The organism is Subtercola boreus, from assembly GCF_006716115.1.
GTDB classification, from domain to species: domain Bacteria; phylum Actinomycetota; class Actinomycetes; order Actinomycetales; family Microbacteriaceae; genus Subtercola; species Subtercola boreus.
Window position 1 is genome coordinate 3,965,038 of the sequence record NZ_VFOO01000001.1, and the last position, 26,368, is coordinate 3,991,405.

Consider the following 26,368-nt stretch of genomic DNA (forward strand, 5'->3'; position numbering starts at 1 on the left):
CGCCCGGGGTCAGGCCCCGACGGGCACCTTCAGCTGCCCCGTCTCCGTGCTCTCCGGGCCGGCACCATCGCCGAGGGCGGTGCGTTCGAGCTTGGCGCCCTCCACGTCGACGTCGGGGGTGATGCGGTCGAGCCAGCGCGGCATCCACCAGGCGGCCTCACCGAGCAGGTGCATCGCAGCCGGCACGAGCAGCAGGCGCACGACGAACGCGTCGACGAGCACCCCGATCGCGAGGCCGAAGCCGATCACCCGGGCCTCGACGAGATCGCCGAACACGAAGCCGCCGAACACCGAGATCATGATGATGCCCGCCGCGATCACCACGGGCCGGGCTGTGCGGAGACCGGCATTGACCGCCGGGCGCGCCGCCATGCCGTGCACGTGCGCCTCGCGCATGCCCGAGGTGAGGAAGAGCTGGTAGTCCATCGCGAGCCCGAAGATGATGCCGATGAGCAGGATCGGCAGGAAGCTCAGGATCGGGGCGGGGTCGTGGATCCCGAACAGGAAGCCGAGCCAGCCCCACTGGTACACCGCGGTGACCGCGCCGAACGTGGCGAGCACGGTGAGCAGGAACCCGGTGGTCGCGACGAGCGGCACGGCGATCGACCGGAACACCAGGATCATGATGAGGATCGAGAGGCCGAGCACGATCACGAGGTAGACCGGCAGGGCATCCGCGAGTTTCGCGGAGATGTCGATGTTGATGGCTGTCAGCCCGGTGACCCCGAGGGTCACGCCGAGCGAACTGTCGACGCTCGCCGAGAGGTCGCGGAGGTCTTTCACGACCTGTTCGGTACTGGCGGCCGACGGGCCCTCGGAGGGGATGACCTGGAAGATGACGGTGCGGTTGTCGGTGGATGCTCCCGCCGGTGCCGCCGCGACGACATTCTGGACCGTCAGGAGCCGGTCGGCGACATCCGCCTCGAGGCTCGTCAGCGCGGCGTCGTCGGCGACCGTGGGCAGGTTCGCGACGACGATGATCGCGCCGTTCACACCCGCTCCGAAAGCGTTGTCGATAGCGGTGTACGCCTTGTACTCGGTCGATTCGGTGGGCTGGGACTTGCCGTCCGGCAGGGCGAGGCGCATCGAGAGCGCGGGGATGGCGACGATCAGCAGGGCGATGATGCCGGCCGCGAGGATGAGAACAGGGTGCCGGGTGGCCAGGGTGCTGCTGCCGGGGGCGCCCTTCTTCGAGCGCCCGTCGCGCCCGGCGGCGGCGCCACCGGTTCTGCCGACACGGCCAGCGACATGCTCACCGACATGCTCCGGTGCGGCGTGCTTCTTCGCGCCGAGGGCGGCGCGTTCCTTCTTCGGCAGCACCCGGAGCCCGGCGAGCGACATCAGCGCCGGCGTCAGCGTGAGCGCCACGAGCACAGCGATGGCGACGACGACGGCGCCTGCCGTGCCCATCAGCCCGAGGAATCCGATGCCCGTCACATTCAGCGCGGCCAGCGCGATGATCACGGTGATGCCGGCGAACATCACGGCGTTGCCCGACGTTCCGTTCGCGAGGCCGATCGACTCGCGGAGCGGGATCCCGTCCCGCAGCTGGCGCCGGTGCCGGTTCAGGATGAACAGGGAGTAGTCGATGCCCACAGCCAGGCCGAGCATCAGTCCGAGGGTGATCGTGGCCGACGACATCGAGACGACACCCGAGAACGCGAGCACCCCGAGCGCGCCGACGCCCACTCCGATGAACGAGGAGACGAGGGGCAGGCCGGCGGCGACCAGCGTTCCGAGCATGACGAACAGCACGATCGCGGCGATCAGGATGCCGATGATCTCGCCCGCGCTGACGCCGATCGTGATCGAGGTCATCGACGAGGAGTAGTTGACATCGACGCCCGGGATGGATGTTCCGTCGATGGCGTCGACGGCGGCCTCTTTGGCTTCGGGGGTGACATCGGCGGTCGGCTTGTCGAACACGACGGTCGCGACGGCCGTGGAGTTGTCGGTCGACACGGTCTGGATCTTCGCGGCGGCGTCGAGCAGACGCTGGCCGGCGTCGGCCTTCGCCTGGTTCGCGGCGAGCTCGGTCTTTGCGGTGTCGAGCGTGGCCTGCTGCTGGGCGAGCTGGTCGGCCGCTCCGGCGGGGGCGCTGTCTCCCGCTGCCGTGAGCTGGGCCTTCGCGGCGTCGAGCTGCTCTTGGCTCTGCTCGAGCTGCGTGCTCCCGGCGCTGAGCTGGGTGGCGGCATCCGCGAGTTGGGCTGCCTGTGCCTGCCGGTCGGCCTCGGTCTGGAACGGGTTGATGCTGGAGCTGACGCCCGCCGTGCCGTCGGCCGCGGTGAGGGCCGCGGTGATTCCGGCCTGCTGTTCGGCCGTGAAGGCCGAGCCGTCGGAGGTCGTGAAGACCACCTGGCCGGTGCCACTGTCGGCCTCGGGCAGCGACGCCTGCAGCTGGTCGGCGACGTTCTGGGCTGGAGTGCCGGAGATGGCGAACGTGCTGGCGAGGGAACCGCCCGCGACGGCGAACGCACCGCCCGCACCGGCGACGACCACGAGCCAGATGGCGATGACGATCCAGGCCCGTCGTGCTGCGGCGAGCCCGAGTCGTTGGAGGAGTGTGGCCATGAGGAGGGTGCCTCTCGCTGTGTGCGGATGGAGTTCTGCCGGGCATCCGCGAACCGCAGGGCGCTTCTGACCGGCCCACACTGCTGGCGGACCACGATGTCTGAGGAGACCCTACCAAAACGCAACGTAACGTAATTGTGGATTGACTGGGAAGGTAGCCTCGGGGCGTGGAGAGAGCCGGACGCAGACGAAGTGAAGATGCACGATTGGCCGTGCTGCAGGCGATGAGGGAACTCGTCGCCGAGCAGGGGTACGCCAGAGTGACGATTGAGGGGATCGCGGAGCGTGCCCACGTCGGCAAGCCGACCATCTACCGCTGGTGGCAGTCGAAGAACGCCATCCTCGCCGAGTGCGTGCTGAGTGGTGACGTGCTGCCGACGCCGGTGGCGACGGACTCGCCCACTGGGGCGCGGTACGACGCGATCGTGTGGTTCCGCGCCGTGCTCGTCTACATCGATGACAACGCGCCGCTGCTCCGCGGGCTCGTGGCGGCCGCCTACGAGGATGCGGCCATGTCCCAGCAACTCGAGACGCACCTCGCCGAACCGATCGCGGCGGCCCTCCGGGAGTGGGTGGGCGGGCTGGCCGATGGCGAGGGTGGGGGTGGCGGCGGCATCTCGGGCCAGGCGCTCGCCCAGCTGGTGCACGGCACGATCCTCTACCGCCTGGCCCGGCCGCCCGGTTCGGGGGACGATGCGAGCGAAGAGGTCTTCGAGATCCTGATGGCCAGGCTGGGGCGCATCGGCGACTGATTTCACCATCTGGTCTTGACACACCGTTATTCAGCGATATATCTTTAACACATCGCCGAATAACGGTGACACTCTCTAGAACCAGAAAGGTGGACGCACTCATGCGCACCCACAATCAACATCATCACGATCATCCGTCCGACAACAGCGAATTCCGCGGCCAGCCCTTCGGCGGCCGAGGCTTCGGTCGAGGCGACGGCTTCGGCCCCGGCGCAGGCTTCGGTGCCGGCTTCGGTCCTGGTGCCGGCTTCGGCGGCTTCGGACCGGGCTTCGGTCCCCGCGGCCCGCGTCGCGCCGGCAAGGGCGACGTTCGCTCGGTCATCCTGTCGCTTCTCGCAGACGGCCCCTCGAACGGGTACGGCCTGATCAAGGCCATCGCCGAACGCACCGGCGGCACCTGGCGCCCGAGCCCCGGCTCGGTCTACCCCACCCTCCAGCAGCTCGTCGACGAGGAACTGATCGCCTCCAAGGGTGACGGTCGGCGCACCGAGTTCGAACTCACCGACGCGGGCCGCGCCTATCTCGAAGAGCACGCTGAGGAACTCAAGAAGGCCTGGGAGGCGACTCCCGGTCGCTCGGCCGAAGACGCGGCCTTCCACGAGAGCGTCGCGAAGCTCGTCGGTGTCGTGCAGCAGTTCCGTCACGGAGCCACTGCGGCACAGCGCCAGGCCGCTTCCGAGAAGCTCGACGAGGCGCGTCGCGCGCTGTACCTCATCCTCGCCGACTGAGACCGGTCGGTCCACCCGGCCATCGGGCCAGACCGGCGGGTCGGCCCAATGGCCCGTCGGCCCGTCGGCCCGGCGGGGCTCAGCCGCCGGCGAAGGCCGCCGCGATGTCCGCCTCGATCGACTGGGCGAGGAGCTCCTGCCCAGCCGCTGTCGGGTGCACGTCGTCGTCCTGCATCAGGTCCGGCCGGCCGGCCAGCGGCTGGCCGATGTCGACGAAGGTCGCTCCGATGGCGTCCGCAGCGCTGTGGATGTCGTCCGTCGCCTCCTGCAACTCATCGGGCGGCGACTCGTCGCCCCAGAACGCGCTCAGCGCGATGATCTGCGCATTCGGGAGCGCAGCCCTCAGGGACTGGACGGTCGACATCGTCTGCGCTTCGAGGTCCCCGCTGTCGACACCGAGGTCGTTGTTGCTCGCCGCGATGATGACGATCGACGGATCGAGTTGCACGGCGAGATCGGCCTGCGTCTGGAACGTGTCATCCGCATCGCCGGGCTGCACGAAGCCCGTTCCATCGTCGGCGAGATCTGTCAGCTGCCACCCATTCCGGCTGGCGAGCCGTTCCGGCCAGGACTGACTCGGGTCGTCGAGCCCGTGGCCGGACATGATCGAGTCGCCGATCGCCACCACCACGGGAGCGGGGGCTTCGGGCGGAGCGCCCGCCTGGGTGGCTGTGCCTTCGCCCAGGCCGGGGGAGATGCCCGCGGGGGCCAGCTGTTCCGGGGCCAGGGGGGCGAACGGTGTCACGTCTCTCGTCGTCATCGGGGCTGGGTTCGGCGTGGGGACCGATGACGGTGCTCCCGCCCCGGGCACTGTGCCGGCCGATGTTCCGCCGGCATCCTGTCCGTCGGAGGCGGGCGCGCTCGCGCCGGCGGTCCCCTCCGCCGTGCCCGCCGTGCCCGCCGGCCCTGCCGGGGGTGAGGGTGAAGGGGAGGGGGCCAGGATCGCCTGGGTGAGCGCGCCCGGTTCGTACGACGAAGTCGACCCGTGGCCCGCAACGGGCAGGGCGACCAGCAGAATCCCGAGCACGCCGGCGCAGGCGACGACCCCGACGACCCGGCCCCGTCTGCTCACCTCTGCCACCCCTCGCGGTCTGCGCTCTGGCATTCAACGGTACGCGGAGCCGGCCCGGTCGTAAACCTACGATATGTAGGTTTACGACTACTGACTGTAGGCTGGCTTCATGGCCCGCCAGAATCTCACCCGCCGCTCGGTGCTCGAGGCCGCCGCCGACCTCGCCGATCGCGATGGCTTCGACGCGATCTCGGTCTCGCTTCTCGCCCGCACCCTCGGAGTGCAACCCGCGAGCCTCTACTCCCACGTGCGCGACCGCGCCGCGGTTCTGGATGGCGTGCACACCCTCGCTCTAGGAGAACTCGCCGACCGGATCGCGGCGGAGATCGCCGGCCGCTCCCGGCGCGACGCGCTCGTCGGCATGATCGGTGCCTACCGTGGCTTCGCCCGCGACAGACCCGGACGGTGGGATGCGCTGCAGCGGCCCGCCAACGCCGAGACGGTGCAGTCGGGGGAGGCCGCCCGCCTCGTGGAGCTGACCTGGGCCGTGCTTCGCGGCTACGCGCTGCCCGACGCCGAACTCGTGCACGCGACCCGGCTCGTCGGCGCGACCATCAACGGCTTCCTGTCGCTCGAACGCGTCGGCTCCTTCGGCCATCGCGCACCCGACACCGAGGTCTCCTGGGCGCGCGCCGTCGACGTGCTCGACGCCGCGCTCGCGGCGTGGCCGGTGCCGGTGCCCACCGCCGCCGCCGCCGATGCGCCACCCGCACCCGCGCCCGGGGTGCCTCTGCGCGCCGCCGCGACCATTCCCGCGAGCGGCGGCCCCGCGACATCCACCGCCCGCACCAGCACACCCGCCACCTCTGAGGAGCCTCAGTCATGATCACCACCCCCTTCGCGATGGACATCGTCCGTGGCGCCGCCGAACTCGAAACCACCCCGCGCGGGGTGCGCCCCCACCGCCTGCCCGCGTGGGTGCGCGATCAGTTCCCCGACCCGCAGCTGCTCTCCCGCGAGATCCAGCCCTCGGGTGTGCGGATCGTCTTCCGCACGGCCGCCGCGCGGATCGAGCTCCGCTCCCACTCCACCCGCACCGCCTTCGCGGGGGCCGACCGGGCCCGCGGATCCATCGACAGCTACGTCGACGGAGCGTTCTGGGCGCGCGACGAACTCGGCGGCGGTGACGCCACGGTCGTCGACCTGCTGGCCGGCTCCACCACGCAGCTCAGCGGCGCGGCGCACACGACTGTCGTCGACCGGATGCCCGCCCGGGACAAGCTCGTCGAGCTCTGGCTGCCCCACAACGAGTCCCTCGAGCTCCTCAGCCTCGAGTCTGACGGACCGCTGGCGCCGAACCCCGATCATCCACCCGTCTGGATGCACCACGGCAGCTCGATCAGCCACGGCTCGAACGCCACCGCCCCGAGCGAGATCTGGCCGGCCGTCGCTGCGCGCCGGGGCGGTGTCGACCTGCTGAACCTCGGATTCGGCGGCAGCGCCCTCGTCGACCCGTTCATGGCGCGGGTCATGCGCGACACCCCAGCCGACGTCATCAGCGTGAAGCTCGGAATCAACGTGGTGAACTTCGACGCGATGCGCCTGCGGGCGTTCGTGCCGGCCGTGCACGGGTTCCTCGACACGATCCGCGACGGGCACCCGACGACGCCCCTGGTGCTGGTCTCGCCGATCTTCTGCGGCATCCACGAGCACACCGCCGGGCCGGGGGCGATCGACCCGTCGAGCCTCGGAACCGACCAGGTGCGCTTCCTCGCGAAGGGCGTGCCGGGCGATGAGGCCGAGGGGCGGCTCACGCTGTCGGTGATCCGCCGGGAGCTGCGGTCGCTGGCCTCGCGGCGCGCCGCCGACCCGAACCTCTACTTCCTGGAGGGCACCGATCTCTACGGGGAGGCCGACGCCGAGAGTCTGCCCCTCGCGGATGCGCTGCACCCGGGCCCGGAGGCGCACCGCCTCATCGGCTCCCGTTTCGCCGACTACGCGTTCGCCCCCGGCGGCCCCTTCGCCTGACGCCCCGCGCCACCCGCCGCCCCGCCGTCCCCACTTCCCTCCCGCCGCCGCGCGGTCGCGGCGTGGCTCAGAATGCGCTGCAGTTTGTCGCTTCGGCGCGTGCGCGCGCATGCGCGGAGGCGACAAACGTGCGCGGAAGTCCGGACGTGGCTCCCCGGTGCTGGCCGGGGAGCGGGGGGCGGGGGCGGGCTAGAGGCCCTGCGCGAGGCGGTAGTACGCCTGGTTCCAGCGCACCTCGTTCGCGAAACCCTTGAGGGTGGTGTCGGCGTCGATCGTGAGGAGTTCGGTCTTCGCGATGGCGGCGAAGTCCTCGAAGACCTCGATGCCCACGGCCGTCGACATCACGGTGTGGTGGGCTGCGCCCGCCGTGAGCCAGGCCGCAGCCGAGACCTGGAACGAGGGCGCGGGGCGCCAGACAGCGCGGCCGACGGGCAGGTTCGGCAGCGGGGCGCGCGGCTCCACGACCTCGACCACATTCGCCACAAGGCGGAAGCGGTCGCGCATGTCGCTCAGCGCGACTACGACGGCGGGGCCGGGGTCGGCCGTGAAGACCAGTCGCACCGGGTCCTCTTTTCCGCCGATGCCGAGCGGGTGGATCTCGAGCGTCGGCTTGGCCGTGGTGAGCGAGGGGCTGACCTCGAGCATGTGGGCGCCGAGGATGGTCTCCTGCCCTTCGACCAGGTCGTAGGTGTAGTCCTCCATGAGGGAGGCGCCGCCGGGAAGGCCCGCGCCCATCACGTTCGCCGCGCGCACGAGGATGGCCGTCTTCCAGTCGCCCTCTGCGCCGAATCCGTAGCCGTCGGCCATCAGGCGCTGCACAGCGAGACCGGGCAGCTGCTTGAGGGCTCCCAGGTCTTCGAAGCTCGTGGTGAAGGCGCCGAAGCCGCCCTCCTCGAGGAACGACCGCAGACCGAGTTCGATGGCTGCGCCGTCGCGCAGGGACTGGTGGCGCTCGGCGCCCGCCCGCAGTTCGGGAGCAACATCGTAGAGCTCTTCGTATTCGGCGACGAGGGCGTCGATCCGGTCATCCGGAACTGCCGCGACGGCGTCGGCGAGATCGTTCACGCCCCAGGTGTTGACCTGCACACCGAAGCGGATCTCGGCCTCGGTCTTGTCGCCCTCGGTGACGGCGACGTAGCGCATGTTGTCGCCGAAACGCGCGAGTTTCAGCGTCTTGACGGCCTGCCAGCCGGCGGCGGCGCGCGACCAGTCGGCGATCTGGGACTGCACCAGCGTGTTGGTCGCGTGGCCGACGACGGTCTTGCGGGCGACGCCCAGGCGGGTCTGGATGTAGCCGAACTCCCGGTCGCCGTGCGCGGCCTGGTTGAGGTTCATGAAGTCGAAGTCGATGTCCGCGTAGGGCAGCTCGACGTTCGCCTGGGTGTGGAAGTGCAGCAGCGGCTTCTGCAGGGCCTCGAGGCCGGAGATCCACATCTTCGCGGGGCTGAAGGTGTGCATCCAGGCGATGACGCCGATCACGCTGTCGTCGGCGTTGACGTCGAGGGCGGAGCGGCGGATTGATTCGCTGTCCTTCAGCACCGGCTTCCACACGATCTTCACGGGTATGCCTGCAGAGGCATGGAGCGTGTCGACGATCTGCTGGGACTGCTCGGCGACCTGGCGGAGGGTCTCCTCGCCGTACAGGTTCTGGCTGCCGGTGAAGAACCAGATTTCGAAGGGGTCGAGGGTTGTTTCGAGGGTGCTCAATTCAGTGATCCTGTCGGTTCTTGTCCGTAGACGTTCTGGTAGCGGTTGAAGAGGGAGTCGATGGATGCCGGCTCGATGGGCTGCGGTTCGCCGAGCAGGCGGGTGAAGAGCACCGTGCGTGCAACGTCTTCGACCATGACGGCCGCCTTGACGGCGTCGCGGGCATCCTTGCCGATCGTGAACGGTCCGTGGTTCTTCATCAGCACGGCTCGCGAGCGGTGCCCGGACAGGGTCTCGACGATGCCGCGCCCGATGGAGTCGTCGCCGATGATCGCGAACGGGCCGATCGGAACCTCGCCGCCGAACTCGTCGGCCATCGCGGTCGTGACGCAGGGGATCGACTCGCCGCGCGCGGCCCAAGCCACAGCGTAGGGCGAGTGGGTGTGCACCACACCCCCGACCTCGGGCATATGCCGGTAGACGTATGCGTGTGCAGCAGTGTCGCTCGAGGGGGAGCGGTCGGAGCCCGGCGTACCCGGAACGACGTCGCCGTCGAGGGTGCAGAGGATCATGTTGTCGGGCGTGAGCTCGTCGTAGTCGACGCCGGAGGGCTTGATTACGAACAGGTCGGCGCCGGGCACACGGCCGGACACGTTGCCGCCCGTCCACATCACGAGGCCCCAGCGCACGAGCTGGGAGTGCAGAGCGGAGACCTGCTCGCGCACGCGCGTGATCTCGGCGGCGTGCGCCTCGAGGTCGGCGGGGGTGGCGTGAGTGGCCGGGGTGGCGGGTGCTGAGGGGGTCGCGGGATCTGTCATGGGCTTCCTTCGGGTGGAGGGAGGTGGGATGGCCGGGGGCGGTGGATGTTCGGGGGTGAAGCCGGGGCGGTGGGTGGGTGTTCGGGGGTGAAGCCGGGGCGGTGGGTGGATGTTCGGGGGTGAAGCCGGGGCGGTGGGTGGATGTTCGGGGCCGACGCAATCGCCGGCGCCGAGCGGCCCCCGCCCGCGGCTGGCGTCAGCGGAGGCGCTCGACGGCGACCTGCTCGACGGCGAGGCCGGCGCGGTAGCGCTCGAGGTAGCTGGCGAAGCCAGCGACGTCGAGTGGATCGGGTTCTGCCGTCGTGAAGTCGGTGCCGGCGAAGACGTGGTCGCGGAGGTAGGCGTCGAGGTCGAGCCCCGTGCCGCGTGCGGAGGTGGGGTCCGAGGTTCCGTCTGTTGCAACGCCGGTGCCCGCGGCCGAGCCGTCGCCTGCCGAAGCGCCCGCTCCCGCGCCGACGCCGGTGCCCACGGCCGAGCCGTCGCCTGCCGAAGCGCCGGCTCCCGCGCCCGCGCCGCCGCCGCCGACGGCGGCCCGCGCCGACACGTACGCCGCCAGAACCGCGATCCCCCACGCCCCGCCCTCGGAGGCGGTCTCGGTGACCGTCACCGGAGCATCCAGCGCCCCCGCCAGGAACCGCTGTGCGACCCCGGCCGTGCGGAACATGCCGCCGTGGGCGAACAGTTCGTCGATCGCGACGCCCTCCGCGGCGAGCACGCGCATGCCGAGGCTGAGGGTGCCGAAGACCCCGTAGAGCTCGGCGCGGATGAAGTTGGCCAGGGTGAGGCGGCTGTCGGGCGTACGCACGATGAGCGGTCGACCCTCCTCGAGCCCGGCGATGGGTTCCCCGGCGAGATGGTTGTACGCCAGGAGCCCGCCGGCATCCGCCTCGCCCGTGAGGGCCTCGCGGAACAGCGTGTCGAAGACCGCGTCGTTGTCGAGCGGGGTGCCCGCGGCGGCGGCGAAGCGACCGAACATGGCCGCCCAGGCGGCGAGCTCGCTGGCCCCGTTGTTGCAGTGCACCATCGCCACCGGGTCGCCGGCCGGCGTGGTGACGAGGTCGAGTTCGTGGTGCACCTCGGCGAGAGGATGCTCGAGAACGACCATCGCGAAGATCGATGTTCCGGCGCTGACGTTTCCGGTGCGCGGGGCGACCGATCGCGTCGCGACCATGCCCGTGCCGGCGTCGCCCTCCGGCGGGCAGAGCACGATGCCGGGCCGGAGTGCCCCCGTCGGGTCGAGCAGCCGCGCGCCGTCGGAAGTCAGTTCGCCGGCCGGTTCACCCGCGACCAGAACCTCCGGCAGCAGTCCGGCGACAGACGCACCGGGCACCCGGCCGTCGGCCAGCGCGTCGTAGCGTTCGATCAGAGCGGCGTCGTAGTCGTTCGTGCGGGAGTCGATCGGGAACATGCCCGACGCGTCGCCCACCCCGAGCACGGTCCGGCCGGTGAGACGCCAGTGCACGTAGCCGGCGAGGGTTGTGATGTGCCGCACGTCGGGAATGTGCGGTTCCGCATCCAGAACCGCCTGGTGCAGGTGCGCGATCGACCAGCGCAGCGGGATGTTCACCCCGAACGACTCGGTGAGCTCCGCGGCTGCGGGCCCGGTGGTCGTGTTGCGCCAGGTGCGGAACGGCACCAGCAGGTCGCCGGCTTCGTCGAACGCGAGGTAGCCGTGCATCATCGCCGAGATACCGATCGCGCCGAAGCTGGTCGGCAGCACGCCGTGGCGCGCCTGCACGTCACTCACGAGGCCGGCGTACGCCGACTGGATGCCCGCCCAGACGTTCTCCAGAGAGTATGTCCAGCGGCGGTCTGTGAACTCGTTGTCCCATTCGAAGCTGCCGACAGCGAGCACATCGGAGGGGTCGTCGCCGACCAGGCAGGCCTTGATGCGGGTCGAACCGAGTTCGATGCCGAGGGTGGCCCGGCCACTCCGAATGGCGTCGGCGGCCGTGGTGTCGGCGGCGCTCGGTGTGGGGGCTGGGCTGGGCTCGGTCATGTCGCAAAGACTCCTTCGGCTCCGATGTGATCGATCACATGAGAGTGTACGTCATCGGGGCGGTGGATGCCCGCACAATCAGTTCCGGATGCACGGACGGCAGCGCCTCGCTCTCCCCGAGCAGCAGGGCGACCGCACGGCGCCCGGCTTCGGCGAGGTCCTGGCGCACTGTGGTGAGCGCGGGCTGGTAGTACGCGGCCTCCGGAACGTCGTCGAACCCGACCACACTCAGCTGGCTCGGAACGGCGACGCCGGCGCCCGCGGCGGCGCTCAGCGCACCCAGCGCCATCTGGTCGTTGCCCGCGAAGATCGCGGTCACGCCTCGCGCGATCAGCCGGCTGGCGGCGAGGTGACCGGATGCCGCACTCCAGTCGCCGATCTCGATGTCGTTCGCGTCGATGCCGTGCTCGGCCAGTTCAGCGCGGAACCCGCTCAGCCGCTGCGCGGCGTCGACCCAGTCGGCCGGCCCCGCGATGTGCCCGATGCGGCGGTGCCCGAGTAGCACGAGGTGGGCGGTGGCGAGCCGGGCGCCGATCACCTGGTCGAGCGTGCCGCCGCCGTCGGCGCCCAGCGCCTGCAGGGTCACGTACGGAAGAGTGATCGCGAGCCCCGCCAGCGCCTCGAGCACCTGCGTCTGCGGGGCGACCACCACGAGCCCCTCTGCGGAGAGGTCGGCGAGGTGCCGCACAGCCTCGTCGACCGAACGCGGGTCGAGGCCGTCGGCGTTCGCGATGGTGACGCTGTAGCCGCGGCTCCGCGCGGCGGCCTCGACGGCCGCGACGATGGAGGCCGGCCCGTACTCGCCGCTCGACGTGGACAGCACCCCGATCATCCGGGACCTGCTCGACGACAGCGCGCGGGCGGCGGCGTTCGGGCGGTAGTCCAGCTCGCGCATCGCGTCGAGCACGCGCTGGCGGGTCTCCGCCCGGAGGCTCGGATGATCGTTCAGCACCCGCGAGACCGTCTGGTGTGAGACACCCGCGACCTTGGCGACGTCGAAGACGCTGGCGGCGCGCGGCTTCACGGTCTCGCGGGTGGGATCGGCGGTCATCCTCCGATTATCGCGGTGTGCAGCAGTCGACGTTCGCCATCGACTCCGGAAAAATTGTCGCTCTGCGGGCCGCATACCGACAACTTTCCGGTTCTGGATGTCTCCACCGGCGCGTAGCGCCACACTGGGACCATGCAGAACGAGCACAAGCCCAGCCGCCCGGGAGACACCGCCTACCGGGCCGTCTTCGATGCGGTGATCACGTTCTCGAACGAGGGTGGGCTGCAGGCCCAGGTTTTCGTGTCGACGTGCCCGGCCCGGATGTCAGCGCCGACGAGGTGGGGCGGCTGTTCGTGACGTCGCTCGACCTGCTCATGACGGAATCCGCGGTGGTGAGCAACCTGCGGATCATCGAGGAAGCGCACAAGGGCACGCGCGGCGGGCCGAGCGACCCGCAGCGCTGAGGGTGGGAGCGCGCCGCGCCTCAGCCGGCGGGCCGCGAGAAGAGGTTCACGACGTTGCCGTCGGGGTCGCGGAAGAGCGCCGACCGGTTCCCCCACGGCATGGTCGACGGCTCGAGCACGACGTCGTCGAGCGAAGAACGCAGCCGCGCGAACTCGGCGTCGACGTCGGAGACCAGGAACTCGATGATCACGGAGTTGTTCTGGCCGGGGCGAGGAGCCGCGTCGCCGAGCATCGCGACCGTCGCCGTGCTGCCGATCGCGAGCACGCCCGTCGCGGTGCGGAACTCGGCGAAGACGGGGGCCGGTCGCACGGCCGTCACCCCTGTGACCCGCTCGTAGAAGGCCGCGAGGCGGTCGACGTCGTCGGTGATGATCCGGATGGAGGCGAAATCCATGGTGATCCCTTCTGCCGGGTCACCGTGACCCGGTGCCACCATCCTGCGCCGGACCACCGACAGCCGGCCGGTCGACATCCGGCCAGCCGGTGGCGGAACCCGCGACATCCACTCCACCGGCAGCCGGCCGACCGGGAGCCGGCAGACCGGGAGCCGGCCCGCCGGGAGCCGGCCGGCCGACAGCCAGCCCGCCGCCGACGGCGGAACCCGCGACATCCGCCCCACCGCCCCCCGGCGCCGCGAGCGGGAGGCTGCAGACGAACACCGCGCCGCCCAGCCCCGGCACGGGGTCGGCGCAGATGAGGTTGCCGCCGTGGGATCGCAGGATCCCCCGCGCGATCGGCAGCCCGAGGCCGGCCCCGCCGCCCGATGCGTTGCGGGCGGAGTCGAGGCGCACGAGCCGGTCGAAGATGCGTTCCCGGTCGGCTGCCGGAACCCCCGGCCCCTGATCGGTGACCCAGATGCGGGCCGAACCGTGACCCGCCGAGACAGTGATGCGCACGGGCCCGACGCCCCCGGTCATCCGTGCCGCGTTGTCGACGAGGTTCGCGACGACCTGGCTGAGGCGTTCGGCGTCGGCCTCGACAGTGACGGAGGTGGGCGGAATCGAGGCCCCGAGGTCGAGCAGCGGCCGCCGGATCCGCTGCCGTTCGACCTCCGCCTCGACCAGCGCGCCGAGGTCGATGGGCATCCGTTCGAGCACGAGCCCCTGGTCGACCCGGGCCATCATCAGCATGTCGTCGATCAGCCGCGACGCCCTGGCAGCCTCCCGCACGACGTGTGCGGCCAGGCGTTCGCGTTCGCTCCGGTCGACGGATGCCCGCACCAGCGTGTCGGCCGCCGCCTGCATTCCGGCGACCGGTGTGCGCAGTTCGTGCGCCGCATCGCTCACGAACGACCGCACCCGCGCTTCCGCAGCGCGGGCCGCACCCTCCGCGCCCTCGACACCGTCGAGCATCTCGTCGAAAGCGTCGGCCACCCGGCCGATCTCCGTGCCGGGCCGCGTCGGTCTGAGCCGCCGGCCCCGGTCGCCGCGGGCGATGTCCCGGGCCAGCGCTGTCATCGACTCCAGCGGGCTGAGCGACCGGCGAACCACGAGCACCAGCGCGGCAGCGGCGGCTAAAAGGAAGGCGGCCGAGGCGCCGACGAGGATGAGCCGCAGCTGCTCGACCGTCTGTTCGACGTCGCTGGCGTCCGCTGTCAGGGTGAGGGTGCTGCCGTCGCTCAGCTCGGATTCGAGGGTGACGATCTGCGCATCGGACGTCAGGATGCTCGACGCCGTGATGCTCGTGGCGGCGGTGCCGGTCGTGGCCGCGGTGCCGGGTGTTGCAGAGGTGCCGGGCGTGGTCGGGTCGGCGTCCGATGCCGAGCCGCCGGTCGCGGTGCCGGGTGTGGTCGGGCTGGCGCCCGATGCCGAGCCGCCGGTCGCGGTGCCGGGCGAGGTGGCGCTGCCGGGTGTGGTCCCTCCGGCGCTCGGCGTCGAGCCGCCGGCGGCGCCGGGGTCGGCCGTCGAGCCGCCGGTGCTGCCGGAGGTGCTGGAGTTGCCGGTGCTTCCGGATGCGCCGCCTGCCGCGGCGGGGGCGAGCGGCGACGGCGCTCCGAGCGGGCCGAGGCCCGCCGCATCCGGACCCCGTCGGAGCTCGTCGGGGGAGGGCCCGGCGACGACCGAACCGCCGTCGGGGCTTCGGATCAGCACCGAGACCCCCTGGGCGGAGAGCCTGCTGGCGAGATCGTCGTTCGACACGGTGCCGATCAGGGCGGCGGCGGCCGAGGCGCGGTCGCGGAGGCGATCCTCGAGCTGGGACCTCAGGCGGTCGCCGAGTACGAGTTGCACGGTGAACCCGAGCGCGACCAGCAGCACGGTGAGGAGCGCGAGCACGGAGAGCACGGTGCGCGTGCGGAGCGATCCGGTGCGGAGCGCGGGCGACGGAGACGGCGACGCCGGCGGCGCGCCACTGTCCTGTGCGCCGCCGGCCAGGGCCGATGCGGGAGGCGCGCCGCCGCTTCTCCCCGCACCGGCCGCGGGCCGCGCTGATCCTGAAGGATGCGCGCCGCTCATGCGCTCAACCGGTAGCCGATGCCGCGCACGGTGTGGATGAGCCGCGGGCCGTCGCCGTCCATCTTGCGCCGGAGGGAGCTCAGGTGCACCTCCACGACATTCGCGTCGATGTCGTCGTACCCCCAGACCTGGGTGAGGATCTGCGTCTTCGACAGCGTGCGTCCCCGGCTCTCGGCGAAGAACCTCAGCAGCCGGAACTCGGTGGCCGTGAGATCGAGGGCTCTGCCGGCGCGGAGGGCGCGGGCGCCGTCGACGTCCACCACCAGGTCCGCCACCTGGATGACGGCCGGGATGCGCCCCCGGCGCCGCAGCACGGCCGTGACCCGGGCGATGAGCTCGGCCATGGCGAAGGGCTTGGAGAGGTAGTCGTCGATTCCAGCTGAGAAACCGCGGAGCCGGTCATCCACTTCGTCGCGGGCGGTGAGCATCATGACGGCGCAGTCGCTGCGGGACCGCACGGCGGAGGCGAGCGCCAGGCCCGACCGGCCGGGCAGCATCCAGTCGACGAGAAGGAGGTCGGGGAGGAACGAGGCGAGGTCATTCTCGAGCGTTTCGCCGTCCTCGCGGGCGGTGACGGTGAAGCCTTCGTGGGTCAGTGCGGCCGCGGTGGAGACGCGCAGGGTCTCGTCGTCTTCGATGAAGAGGATGCGGGCGGGGGAGGTCATTGCTGAAAGGTACGACAGGCGACCGTCCGCTTTCTGGGTGTCGGCTGGAGGTTGGCTGTACTTAACGCAAGCTTCAGTTTCGGTTCGGAGAGTGGGGTCAAACGAAAGGAAACCCTCTCATGTCAGATCTCAACACCTTCTTCATTCCCGAGGACCCGAACACTCCCGAGCCGCCCCGGCGCCGGTCGATCGGGCGGCGGGTCGCGATCGGAGTCGCCTGCGGCGTGGTCGGGCTCGGCCTGGTCGGCGCGACGGCCGCTGTGGCCGTGCAGGGCGGGCAGGCGCCGATGCAGAACGTGTCGGCCGCCGCGTCGACCGCGTCAAGTGCGCCCAGCGGCGGTGCGGGCGGATCCACCGCGCCCGCGCTGCCGACCGCGACGGGTACCGCGGCGCCGGCCGCTCCCTCGGCGACCGATGCTCCGGCAGCTCCAGATGTCGCGGCCACCGGTGCTCCGACGGCTCCCGCCGCGCCCTCAGACGGGGCGACCCCGCCCGCGCCCGCCGCAGGACGTGCCGGGCCCGCCGCAGCCTGCGGCCCGGCCGGTGCCACGCCGCCCGCCCCTGGCGCGGAGGGTGCGCCGACCCCGCCGACACCGGGCGCGGATGGCGCGCCGACCCCGCCGACCCCGGGCGCGGAGGGCGCCCCCACCTCGCCGACCCCGCCGACCCCGGGCGCCGATGGCGCGCCGACCCCGCCGACACCGGGCGCGGAGGGCGCCCCCACCTCGTCCAGCGAGGCGCCGTCGACCGACGCCCCGACCGGATCCTGACCCACCCACCCCCACCCCCACCCCCACCCCCACCCCACTCCCCAACCCACCCCACCGCGCCCCCACCCAAACGAAACCCCGAAAGTTGTCGGTATCCGCGTCGCAGAGCGACCACTTTCGGGGTTTCGATCGGGGTGAGGCGGGTCGTGGGCGCGAATGTGGGGCGGGAGGGCGAAGTGCCCAGAACTCAGACGTACGCTTGAACGATGAACCGTCCTACTGTGGCAACGGTCGGCGAGCTCCGGGCATCCGGACATGCGCTGAAATCGCTGCGTGCCGAGATCCGTGACAACCTGCTCGAAGCTCTCCGCGAGGGCCGGGACCCGTGGCCGGGGCTGCACGGGTTCGAGTCCACTGTCATCCCGCAGGTCGAGCGGGCGCTGATCGCCGGCCACGACATCGTTCTGCTCGGTGAGCGCGGCCAGGGCAAGACGCGGCTGCTGCGCACGATGTCGGGGCTCCTCGACGAGTGGTCGCCGGTCATCGACGGATCGGAGCTCGGCGAGCATCCGTTCGACCCGATCACCACCGAGAGCCAGCGTAGAGCGGCCGACGAGGGCGACGACCTGCCGGTCACCTGGCGCCATCGGAGCGAACGCTACTTCGAGAAGCTCGCGACCCCCGACACGAGTGTGGCCGACCTGATCGGCGACGTCGACCCGATGAAGGTCGCCGAGGGCCGGAGTCTCGGCGACCCCGAGACCATCCACTTCGGGCTGATTCCCCGCAGCCACCGCGGCATCGTCGCGATCAACGAGCTGCCCGACCTGGCAGAGCGGATCCAGGTCGCGATGCTGAACGTGATGGAGGAGCGCGACATCCAGATTCGTGGGTACGTGCTGCGACTGCCGCTCGACGTGCTTGTCATGGCCAGCGCCAACCCCGAGGACTACACGAACCGCGGGCGCATCATCACGCCGTTGAAAGACCGGTTCGGGGCCGAGATCCGCACGCACTATCCGACCGAGCTCGAGGATGAGGTGGCGGTGATCCGGCAGGAGGCCGAACTGGCGGCCGAAGTGCCCGACTACCTCGTCGAGATCCTCGCGCGGTTCACCCGGGCCCTCCGCGGTTCGAGCGCCGTCGACCAGCGGAGCGGCGTCAGCGCCCGGTTCGCCATCGCGGGAGCCGAGACGATCGCGGCTGCGGCCCTCCACCGCCAGGCGCGGCAGGGCGAGGCCGAGGCCGTTGCCCGGCCGATCGACCTCGAGACGGCGGTCGACGTGCTCGGCGGCAAGATCGAGTTCGAGTCGGGCGAGGAGGGGCGGGAGGATGAGATTCTCGAGCACCTGCTGCGGACGGCGACGGCCGAGACGGTTCGGGCGCACTTCCGCGGCATCGACTTCGGGGTTCTGGTCGACGCGCTCGAGAGCGGCATCATGGTGACGACGGGGGAGCAGGTCGCGGCGCGCGACTTCCTCGTGGGGCTGCCGTCGCTCGGCGAGAGCGAACTGTACGACGAGATCTGCGACCGCCTGGGAGCAACCAATGACGGCCAGCGTGCTGGCGCGATCGAGCTCGCCCTCGAAGGTCTCTACCTCGCCCGCAGGGTGAGCAAGGAGTCGGGCGGCGGCGAGGCGATCTATGGCTAGAGCGAACCGGCGCCTCACGCGAGGCTCCCGGTACTCGAAATACGACGGCGGGCCGGATCCGCTCGCGCCGCCGGTCGACGTGACCGAGGCGCTCGACGCCATCGGCAAAGACGTGATGGCCGGGTACTCGCCCGAGAATGCGATGCGCGAGTTCCTCCGCCGCGGCGGCCGCGACCAGGCCGGACTCGACGATCTCGCCCGGCGCGTGGCCGAGCGGCGCCGCGAACTGACGCAGAAACACAACCTCGACGGCACCCTTCAGGAGATCAAGGAACTGCTCGACCGTGCCGTGCTCGAGGAGCGCAAGCAGCTCGCCCGCGATGCATTGATGGATGAGGGCGACAGGGCCCTTGCGGAGATCCAGCTCGACAGCCTGCCGTCGTCCCCGTCGGCGGCGGTCAGCGAGCTGAACGACTACCGCTGGCAGAGCGCCGAGGCGCGCGCCGACTACGAGAAGATCAAGGACCTGCTGGGCCGGGAGATGCTCGACCAGCGTTTCGCTGGCATGAAGAATGCCCTAGAGAATGCGACCGACGAGGATCGCGCCGCCATCACCGAGATGCTCGGCGATCTGAACCAGCTGCTCGACGCCCACAAGCGGGGTGAGGACACCCCCGAGCAGTTCGCTGAGTTCATGGCGAAGCACGGGCAGTTCTTCCCCGAGCAGCCGGAGAACGTCGACGAGCTCCTCGACGCGCTCGCCGCCCGCGCCGCCGCGGCCCAGCGCATGCGCAACTCGATGACCCAGGAGCAGCGCGACGAACTCGACGCGCTCGCGGCCGAGGCGTTCGGGTCGCCCGACCTGATGGAAGCGCTGTCAGAGCTCGACGGTCAGCTGCGCGACCTCCGCCCCGGTGAGGACTGGAACGGTTCCGAGCGGATGGACGGACAAGACGGCCTCGGCCTCGGCGACGGCACCGGCGTCTTCCAGGACATCGCCGACCTCGACGGCCTGGCCGAACAGCTCTCCCAGTCGCAGAACAGCTCGCAGCTCGACGACCTCGACCTCGACGCGCTCGCCCGGCAGCTCGGCGACTCGGCGGCAGTGGATGCCCGAACCATCCAGCAGCTCGAGAAGGCCCTCCGTGACAACGGTGCACTCAAGCGCGGAACCGACGGCACCCTCAAACTCACGCCGAAGGCGATGCGGCAACTCGGCAAGGCGCTGCTGCGGGACGTCGCCGAGAAGCTGTCGGGGCGCGGCGGCAACCGTGACGTGGGACAGGCGGGAGCTGCGGGGGAGCGCTCGGGGGCGACCCGGGAGTGGGCGTTCGGCGACACTGAACCGTGGGACGTCACCCGCACCATCACGAACGCGATCACCCGCACGGCCGGCGAGGGCCGTTCGGCTCTGCGCGGGGTGAGCATCCAGATCGGCGACGTCGAAGTGCAGGAGACCGAGGCCCGCAGCCAGGCCTGCGTCGCCCTGCTCGTCGACACGTCGTTCTCGATGGCGATGGATGATCGCTGGGTGCCCATGAAGCGCACGGCCCTCGCGCTGCACACCCTCATCACGAGCCGTTTCCGCGGTGACGACCTGCAGCTGATCGGCTTCGGCCGGCACGCCGAGGTGATGGACATCGAACAGCTCATCGGTCTCGACGCCAAGTGGGACAAGGGCACGAACCTGCACCACGCGCTGATGCTGGCTAACCGGCACTTCCGGAAGCACCCGAACGCCCAGCCGGTGCTGCTGATCGTCACCGACGGCGAACCCACCTCGCACCTCGAACCCGGCGGCGAGGTCTACTTCAGCTATCCGCCCGACCCGCTGACCGTCGCGTACGCGGTGCGGGAACTGGATGCCTCGATGAGGCTCGGCGCGCAGACCTCCTTCTTCCGGCTGGGCGACGACCCCGGCCTCGCGCGGTTCATCGACTCGATGGCACGGCGCGTCGGCGGCTCCGTGGTGGCGCCGGAGGCCGACGACCTCGGCGCGGCCGTGGTCTCGTCGTACCTCGGATCGCGGGGCGGCACGCCCGGCGCGGGCGGCAGCGCCTCACCCGACGACTTCGGCGGCATGTTCGGCCGCGGCTGGGGCCGCTGGTAACGGCCGCGCGTTCCCGTCCATTTCTCGAGGAATCCTCGGAGTATGATGCTGGGAGAAGCGCCCACAAGGGCGCCCGCAGACAAGGTCGCCCGCAGCCAAGGTCGCTTAAAAGCAGAACCCCGGTCGTGTGATCGGCCCTCCGAAGAGGACTACAGGGACGGTTCCGGGGTGTTCCAAACAACCTTAGGAGAGGGCGAGGGAATGGTCAAGTCGGTGTCCTCGTCCTTCTGCAGTAGGCACTTCAGTCCAGCCCGACTCGAGCACTACCTCGCTGAGTGTGGTGGAGATCTGTCGGCAGCGATGCGGCTCTACGAGTGGAATGCAGAATTGTCAGCAGCGTTCTGGGAGTCGCTGAGCTTTCTGGAAGTCGCCCTCCGCAATGCGATCGATCGTGAGATGACGTCGATTCATGCCAGGAAGAGCCGCAGTGGCCACTGGATCTTCGACGATGCGCTCGAGCTGGGCCGGGATGCAGGAGGGCCGAGCCGGCATAGACAGCCCTACCTCGACGTTTCGACAGCGATCAGACGGGATCGTTCCAACGGAATGCCAATCAGTCCCGGGCAGGTCATCTCTGAGCTTCCCTTTGGCTTCTGGCACCAGATGGTGTCAAAGCGCCAGTCGTTCCTTTGGCCCGACCTCGCCGCGGCGTTCCCGAACAGTCCGCGTCGCAGTCAGGCGCTCGTGCATGACCCCGTGTCGCGCCTAAGGACCTTCCGCAATCGCATCGGTCATCACCACCGCATCTGGTCGATCGACAGCGCCGGTCGCTACGCGGACCTTTTGGTTGTGGCCGGCTTTCTCGATGTCGACCTCAGGGACTGGGTCGAATCCCGCTCCCGAATCCCTCACCTGATCGCGTCAAGGCCGTAGCGCCTCCGTGCCTACCCCGCGTGGTGCCGAGCTGAGCGGGAACGAGACCTACGGGCCGCCGAGCCAGTGGTCGATGCGGTGGTGGTCGGGCGCGAAGCCGTGGTCGACGCCCCAGAGCACGGCCTGAGTCCGGCTGGACACGTCGATCTTGCGGTAGATGCTTCGGATGTACGACTTGACCGTGTTCGGGCTGAGATAGGTGAGCCGGGCCACGTCGGCGTTGTTCTTGCCCTGGGTGATGAGCGCGAGAATCTCCGACTCGCGGTCGGTGAACCCCTCGTGCCGGCCGGGCCAGTCGAGCCCGAGAGCGCTGCCCGCCCGTTTCGGCGGGTCGCTGATCACCGTTTCGCCCGCGTGCACCGATTCGAGCGCCGCGACGAGGTCCCGAGCCGGCAGGGTTTTCGAGAGGTACCCGTGGATGCCCTGCCCGCGTGCGCTGTCGACGAGCTCGGGCTGGAAGTTCCAGGTGTAGACGACGACCCGGCTCGCCCGCGGATTCTTCACCAGCCCGCGCAGTTCCTGATGGTCTGATTCGGGCTGGGCGAACGAGTCGTACAGCACGATGTCGACTTCGTCACTGAGATCCGCGTTGGCGTCGATCTCGCACACGAGCACGCGATCGCGGTAGCGGTCGAACATGTGGGCGAGCCCGGTGAGTACGACGTCGTAGTCGTCGACGAGGGCCACCCGGATGGGTCTGGCCGCCGCTGTCACGCTCATGAGATGAGACTAGCGCGCATCCGGCAGCAAAAGACCACCCCTAGGGGTGTCGCGCCCCACCTCTGGGGCTGGTTCGCTGATACCAGCCGTTCAGACGAGCGGTGTGAAGCGCAGAACTGCGCACGATCAAAGGATGCACATCATGCTCGGTCTCATCATCAGCCTCATCGTCGTCGGCCTCATCGCTGGCGCGCTCGCCCGCCTCATCGTTCCGGGTCGCCAGAGCATCTCGATCCTCATGACCATCGTGCTCGGTATCGTCGGGTCGTTCGTGGGCGGGTTCCTCGGCTTCCTGATCTTCCAGCACGACCCGATGGACGGCTTCTTCCAGCCCGCCGGCATCATCGGCTCGATCATCGGCGCCGTCATCGTGCTGGTCATCTACACCCAGGTCGCCGGCCGCCGCTCGGTCAGCCGCTAACGATCCGGCGCGCGGTGCGGATGGACGGAGCTGGGGCGACACGGTTCTGCATGCCAGGCCACGTTGTCTGAGCTTCGCCCGTTTGTGCTCGGCGGAAGGGGCGAGAGGGGTCGTTGCGCCCCGTGGCCGGGGGTGTGGTCGCGGGAGGCCCAACACTTTCGCGGGCGGGGACGCTGTGCGGATGGGCGGAGCAGGGACGACGTGGTGCCTCAAACAAGGCCACGTTGTCCCACCTCCGCCCATTTGTACACAGCCCGCGCCCGCCCGAGGTCAGCCCCTTGGGGCGCGCGGGGCGCGCGCCTACTCGAGCAGCTTGCCGCCCACGGTGACCTCCTCGCGCATCAGCGCCGCGATCTCCTCGGGGATGGCTGGGATCGGCTCGCGAGTGATACCGCTTGGCGACCAGACGAGGTTGACCTGCAGCCCCGGGTCGAGCTCGGGGTAGTCGCTCCGGTTGTGGCAACCACGCGTCTCGCGCCGTTCGAGCGCCGCCTCGAGGGTGGCGCGGGCCGCCAGCGCGGCCGACCGGAGGTCGAACGCGTGGGCGAGGTCCTGGTACCCAGCGATGTCGGGGTGCACCCCGATGTCGCCCATCCGCGCCTCGATCGTGTCGAGTTCGGCGAGCCCCGCGAGCAGCCCTTCCTCGTCACGCACGACGCCCGCGTACTCGGTCATCGTGTTCCGGATGGCGCGCTGCAGCGCGCGCACATTCTCGGGACCGTCACTCGCGAGCAACGCGTCGATCTCGCCCCGCGCGACGGCGACCGCCGCGGCCGACCGGGTCTGGGCATCCAGAGCAGCGGAGTACGACGCCGCAGCCTGCCCGACGATCCGCCCGAACACGAGCAGCTCGATCAGCGAGTTGCCGCCGAGCCGGTTCGCCCCGTGCAGCCCCGACGAAGCCTCGCCGATCGCGTAGAGCCCGGGAACGTCGGTCGAGTGGTCCTCGGGACGCACCCAGACGCCGCCCATCGAGTAGTGCGCGGTGGGCGCGATCTCGATGGGATCCTTCGTGATGTCGAGCATCTGCAGCTCGAGCATGGTCTGGTAGACGCGGGGCAGCCGGGTCATGATCGTCTCGCGGGGGAGGTGCGAGACATCCAGCCACACGCCGCCGTTCGGCGTGCCACGACCTTCCTTGATCTCGGTGTAGCAGGCCAGCGCGACGCGGTCGCGGGTCGAGAGTTCCATGCGCTCGGGGTCGTAGCGACCCATGAAGCGCTCGCCGAGGCCGTTCCGCAGGATGCCGCCCTCGCCGCGCGCCGCCTCGGAGATGAGCGTGCCGGCCGCGTTCTCGGGCTCGATGATGCCCGACGGATGGAACTGCACGAGCTCGGGGTCACGCAGTCGCCCGCCGGCCTCGACCGCCAGACGGAACGAGTCACCCGTGTTCTCGTCGCGCCGGGAGGAGGTGCGACGCCAGATGCGGTTGTGCCCGCCGGCGGCGAGGATGACGGCGTCGGCATGGATCAGGTAACGCGTGCCGTCTTCGACGTCGAAGCCGTAGGCGCCGAACACCGCGCCGTCGTCGTTGACGAGGATCCGGGTGACGTACACCGTGTCGAGGATCGGCACGTTCAGCTGCGCCGCCCGATTGACCAGGGTGCGCTGGATCTCGAGACCGGTGTAGTCGCCCGCGAAGGCGGTGCGCCGGTAGGTGTGCGCCCCGAAGAAGCGCTGGGAGATGCGCCCGTCGTCCTCGCGCGCGAACGGCATGCCGTAGCGCTCGAGGTCGTGGATGCCCCGGGCTGCGCCCGAGGTCACGATCTCGACGGTGTGCGGGTTGGCGAGCAGGTACGACTCCTTGAGGGTGTCGGCGGCGTGCTGCTGCCAGGTGTCGTCGGGATCCATCGTCGAGAGGGCGGCATTGATGCCGCCGGCCGCGAGGGAGGTGTGGGCATCCGACTTGGAGCGTTTGCCGAGGGCGAGCACGTCGACCCCCGCCTCGGCGAGTTCGATGGCGGCGCGGAGGCCGGAGCCGCCGGTTCCGATGACGAGGACGGTGGTGGAGAGCTGTCGTTCTGTGGGACTCATGACTCCACGCTATGCAGGTGTGAACGATTACTCCAATGCATATTCTCGCTCGCTATGATGCGTCTAGGCTATGCATGTGAACCTCGAACAGCTCCGCAGTTTCGTCGAAGTGGCGCAACGCGGCAACTTCACCCGCGCCGCCGAACACCTGCACCTCGCCCAGCCCTCACTGAGTCGCCAGATCGCCACCCTCGAGCAGGATCTCGGTGCCGAACTCTTCGCCCGGGCCCGCGGCGGCAGCACCCTCACCGTCGCCGGCGAGTCGCTGCTGCCGCTGGCCCGGCGGATGCTCGCCGACGCCGACTCGGTGCGTCGCGAGCTCGCCGAACTCGCTGGCCTACAGCGCGGGCGGGTGCGCCTCGGCGCGACCCCGACCCTCTGCATCAGCCTCGTCGCGGAGGTGCTGAGCACCTTCCACGCCGCGCATCCGGGGATCGAACTGCACCTCTCGGAGCACGGCTCCCGGCGCCTCCTCGACGAACTCGCCGCGGGCGAACTCGACCTCGCGCTCATCACCACCTCGGGCGCGGCTTCCGCCGACCGGTTCACCGTCAGCCCGCTGCTCGCCGAGGAGCTGGTCGTCATCTCCTCAGCCGCCGCCCCGCCGCTCACCGCTCGTGCCAGTCTGCGGCTCACGGATGTCGCGGCCCTCCCGCAGATCGTCTTCAGTTCGTCGTACGACCTCCGGGCGACGACCGACGCCGCCTTCGCCGCGGCCGGCCTCCGCCCCGAGGTGGTGCTCGAAGGGGCGCAGATGGATGCCGTGCTGAGGTTCGTCGAACGCGGGCTCGGCGTCGCCATCGTTCCGGCCATGGTGCTCATCGATCGCCCCGGACTCCGTTCCGTGCGGCTCACCGCGCCCGCGCTCAGCCGCACGATCAGCCTCGCCCGCCCCGCGGACGCCCGCCCCACCGCCGCGGTCGCCCTCATGCAGCGCACCATCGCGGCCACGGCCACGGCCTTCGCCGCCCGCGCCGGCGCCACGATGCGCCTCGCCGCTCCGCCCGCCGCGGGCTCCTGACGCCCGCCCTCGCGCCCTCGCGCGCGCGGGCTCCTGACGCCCGCCCCCGCCCCGTCGCCCCGCCCGCCCGCCTGCCCGCCGCCCCGCCGGCGAGTGCGTTCGGTTCTGCTGAGCGCGACCGGCCTGCGAGCCGCCCTCGGCATGAACGGCCGCACGCAGTGGCGCGGGCGCCCTGACGGGGGCCCTTCGGTGGTTGTGCTGCCCGGGGATAATCGAACAGTGCCTGTGACTCGTGTCCGACCTGTCGATGTGGCTGAGCTGCGCGGATTCCTCGCCGAGGTCGACCTCACCCTCGCGGGTCTCGACGCCCCGACCGTGCGGCTGTGGGTCGACCGCGACGCGTCCGGCGTGATCGTCGGGAGCACAGGCTTCGAGCTGAGCGCCGACGGAGCGCATGCCCTCATCAGGAGCGTCGCGGTGCGGCCCGGCATCCGGAACACCGGCGCAGGCACGCGACTGGCCCTGTTCGCGCTGGCTGAGGCCGAGGCATCCGGAGCATCGACCGCGTGGTTGTTCTCCCGCCGGTCGGGGCCGTTCTGGCAGAAGCTCGGCTTCGAGCCGGCCGACCGGGATGCACTGGCGGCGGCGCTGCCCGACACGCACCAGGTGCGCCTGTTCGCTTCGACAGGGCAACTAGCCCGGGAGGCGGCATGGTCGCGTCAACTCGACGGCGCAGGCCGCTGACCCTCCAGGCGGGAACGACGAACGGGAACGAAGAACAGGAACGACGAAGGGGCCGCCGAACTTCCGTTCGACGG

23 protein-coding genes are annotated in these 26,368 nt (G+C 70.5%); 12 read left to right on the forward strand and 11 right to left on the reverse strand.

Annotation, left to right across the window (positions count from 1 at the left end):
• Positions 1-9: 9 nt before the first annotated feature.
• A complete protein-coding gene (locus tag FB464_RS18475; protein WP_116415737.1) occupies positions 10-2,571 on the reverse strand; it encodes an MMPL family transporter in 2,562 nt (853 codons plus the stop codon).
• 212 nt (positions 2,572-2,783) lie between these two features.
• Between FB464_RS18475 and FB464_RS18480 the strand changes: the two genes are divergently transcribed.
• Together FB464_RS18480 and FB464_RS18485 are read left to right on the forward strand one after the other, a co-directional pair.
• Complete coding sequence (locus tag FB464_RS18480) at positions 2,784-3,323, forward strand: TetR/AcrR family transcriptional regulator (protein WP_246093212.1); 540 nt, start codon at positions 2,784-2,786, stop codon at positions 3,321-3,323.
• Positions 3,324-3,424: 101 nt separating this feature from the next.
• Positions 3,425-4,051: a PadR family transcriptional regulator gene (locus FB464_RS18485; protein ID WP_116416704.1), complete on the forward strand. Its 627-nt coding sequence runs from the start codon at positions 3,425-3,427 to the stop codon at positions 4,049-4,051.
• Positions 4,052-4,130: 79 nt separating this feature from the next.
• Here FB464_RS18485 and FB464_RS18490 read toward each other — a convergent pair whose 3' ends face one another.
• Positions 4,131-5,123: an SGNH/GDSL hydrolase family protein gene (locus FB464_RS18490; RefSeq protein ID WP_142206760.1), complete on the reverse strand. Its 993-nt coding sequence runs from the start codon at positions 5,121-5,123 to the stop codon at positions 4,131-4,133.
• A 109-nt stretch (positions 5,124-5,232) separates the two neighbouring features.
• On the opposite strand from FB464_RS18490, the gene FB464_RS18495 reads away from it, so the two are divergent.
• Together FB464_RS18495 and FB464_RS18500 are read left to right on the forward strand one after the other, a co-directional pair.
• Positions 5,233-5,949 (forward strand): TetR/AcrR family transcriptional regulator, encoded by a 717-nt coding sequence (locus FB464_RS18495; protein ID WP_116415735.1) that lies wholly within the window; start codon positions 5,233-5,235, stop codon positions 5,947-5,949.
• Entirely contained in the window at positions 5,946-7,091 is a 1,146-nt protein-coding gene (locus FB464_RS18500; RefSeq protein WP_116415734.1) for an SGNH/GDSL hydrolase family protein, read from the forward strand. The genes FB464_RS18495 and FB464_RS18500 overlap by 4 nt, the downstream gene beginning before the upstream one ends.
• Before the next feature lie 189 nt (positions 7,092-7,280).
• Here the strand turns inward: FB464_RS18500 and araA are convergent, their stop codons facing one another.
• The 4 genes from araA to FB464_RS18520 form a co-directional block, all read right to left on the reverse strand.
• Positions 7,281-8,798 carry an L-arabinose isomerase gene (gene araA, locus FB464_RS18505; protein WP_116415733.1) on the reverse strand — a complete coding sequence of 506 codons (1,518 nt, stop codon included), beginning with the start codon at positions 8,796-8,798 and terminating at the stop codon, positions 7,281-7,283.
• Positions 8,795-9,556 (reverse strand): L-ribulose-5-phosphate 4-epimerase, encoded by a 762-nt coding sequence (locus tag FB464_RS18510; protein ID WP_116415732.1) that lies wholly within the window; start codon positions 9,554-9,556, stop codon positions 8,795-8,797. Before FB464_RS18510 ends, araA begins: the two co-directional genes overlap by 4 nt.
• Positions 9,557-9,752: 196 nt before the next feature.
• Positions 9,753-11,555 (reverse strand): xylulokinase, encoded by a 1,803-nt coding sequence (locus tag FB464_RS18515; protein WP_116415731.1) that lies wholly within the window; start codon positions 11,553-11,555, stop codon positions 9,753-9,755.
• A 34-nt stretch (positions 11,556-11,589) separates the two neighbouring features.
• Positions 11,590-12,606 carry a LacI family DNA-binding transcriptional regulator gene (locus FB464_RS18520; RefSeq protein WP_116415730.1) on the reverse strand — a complete coding sequence of 339 codons (1,017 nt, stop codon included), beginning with the start codon at positions 12,604-12,606 and terminating at the stop codon, positions 11,590-11,592.
• Positions 12,607-12,854: 248 nt separating this feature from the next.
• Between FB464_RS18520 and FB464_RS20350 the strand changes: the two genes are divergently transcribed.
• A complete protein-coding gene (locus FB464_RS20350; protein WP_246093134.1) occupies positions 12,855-13,010 on the forward strand; it encodes a hypothetical protein in 156 nt (51 codons plus the stop codon).
• 20 nt (positions 13,011-13,030) lie between these two features.
• Here FB464_RS20350 and FB464_RS18530 read toward each other — a convergent pair whose 3' ends face one another.
• The 3 genes from FB464_RS18530 to FB464_RS18545 are packed head-to-tail and all read right to left on the reverse strand — an operon-like array spanning position 13,031 to position 16,129.
• On the reverse strand, positions 13,031-13,405 hold the full coding sequence (locus tag FB464_RS18530; protein ID WP_116415729.1) for a VOC family protein: 375 nt from the start codon (positions 13,403-13,405) through the stop codon (positions 13,031-13,033).
• Positions 13,406-13,424: 19 nt separating this feature from the next.
• Positions 13,425-15,464 (reverse strand): HAMP domain-containing sensor histidine kinase, encoded by a 2,040-nt coding sequence (locus tag FB464_RS20355; protein ID WP_246093135.1) that lies wholly within the window; start codon positions 15,462-15,464, stop codon positions 13,425-13,427.
• Positions 15,461-16,129 (reverse strand): response regulator transcription factor, encoded by a 669-nt coding sequence (locus FB464_RS18545; RefSeq protein WP_116415728.1) that lies wholly within the window; start codon positions 16,127-16,129, stop codon positions 15,461-15,463. Before FB464_RS18545 ends, FB464_RS20355 begins: the two co-directional genes overlap by 4 nt.
• Positions 16,130-16,248: 119 nt before the next feature.
• Between FB464_RS18545 and FB464_RS18550 the strand changes: the two genes are divergently transcribed.
• The 4 genes from FB464_RS18550 (at position 16,249) to FB464_RS18565 (ending at position 21,414) form a co-directional block, all read left to right on the forward strand.
• Positions 16,249-16,899 (forward strand): hypothetical protein, encoded by a 651-nt coding sequence (locus tag FB464_RS18550; protein ID WP_116415727.1) that lies wholly within the window; start codon positions 16,249-16,251, stop codon positions 16,897-16,899.
• Positions 16,900-17,105: 206 nt separating this feature from the next.
• Positions 17,106-18,491: a MoxR family ATPase gene (locus FB464_RS18555; protein ID WP_116415726.1), complete on the forward strand. Its 1,386-nt coding sequence runs from the start codon at positions 17,106-17,108 to the stop codon at positions 18,489-18,491.
• Positions 18,484-20,541, forward strand: coding sequence for a vWA domain-containing protein (locus tag FB464_RS18560; RefSeq protein ID WP_116415725.1), 2,058 nt, complete (start codon positions 18,484-18,486; stop codon positions 20,539-20,541). Before FB464_RS18555 ends, FB464_RS18560 begins: the two co-directional genes overlap by 8 nt.
• 327 nt (positions 20,542-20,868) lie before the next feature.
• Positions 20,869-21,414, forward strand: coding sequence for a hypothetical protein (locus FB464_RS18565; RefSeq protein ID WP_246093136.1), 546 nt, complete (start codon positions 20,869-20,871; stop codon positions 21,412-21,414).
• A gap of 48 nt (positions 21,415-21,462) precedes the next feature.
• Here FB464_RS18565 and FB464_RS18570 read toward each other — a convergent pair whose 3' ends face one another.
• Positions 21,463-22,134 (reverse strand): response regulator transcription factor, encoded by a 672-nt coding sequence (locus FB464_RS18570; RefSeq protein ID WP_116415723.1) that lies wholly within the window; start codon positions 22,132-22,134, stop codon positions 21,463-21,465.
• Positions 22,135-22,276: 142 nt separating this feature from the next.
• On the opposite strand from FB464_RS18570, the gene FB464_RS18575 reads away from it, so the two are divergent.
• Positions 22,277-22,555 carry a GlsB/YeaQ/YmgE family stress response membrane protein gene (locus tag FB464_RS18575; protein WP_116416702.1) on the forward strand — a complete coding sequence of 93 codons (279 nt, stop codon included), beginning with the start codon at positions 22,277-22,279 and terminating at the stop codon, positions 22,553-22,555.
• A gap of 300 nt (positions 22,556-22,855) precedes the next feature.
• On the opposite strand, the gene FB464_RS18580 is transcribed toward FB464_RS18575, so the two are convergent.
• A complete protein-coding gene (locus FB464_RS18580) occupies positions 22,856-24,589 on the reverse strand; it encodes an FAD-dependent oxidoreductase (RefSeq protein ID WP_116415722.1) in 1,734 nt (577 codons plus the stop codon).
• 70 nt (positions 24,590-24,659) lie between these two features.
• Between FB464_RS18580 and FB464_RS18585 the strand changes: the two genes are divergently transcribed.
• Positions 24,660-25,610 carry a LysR family transcriptional regulator gene (locus tag FB464_RS18585; protein WP_116415721.1) on the forward strand — a complete coding sequence of 317 codons (951 nt, stop codon included), beginning with the start codon at positions 24,660-24,662 and terminating at the stop codon, positions 25,608-25,610.
• Positions 25,611-25,829: 219 nt separating this feature from the next.
• A complete protein-coding gene (locus FB464_RS18590) occupies positions 25,830-26,294 on the forward strand; it encodes a GNAT family N-acetyltransferase (protein ID WP_246093137.1) in 465 nt (154 codons plus the stop codon).
• Positions 26,295-26,368: the final 74 nt, after the last annotated feature.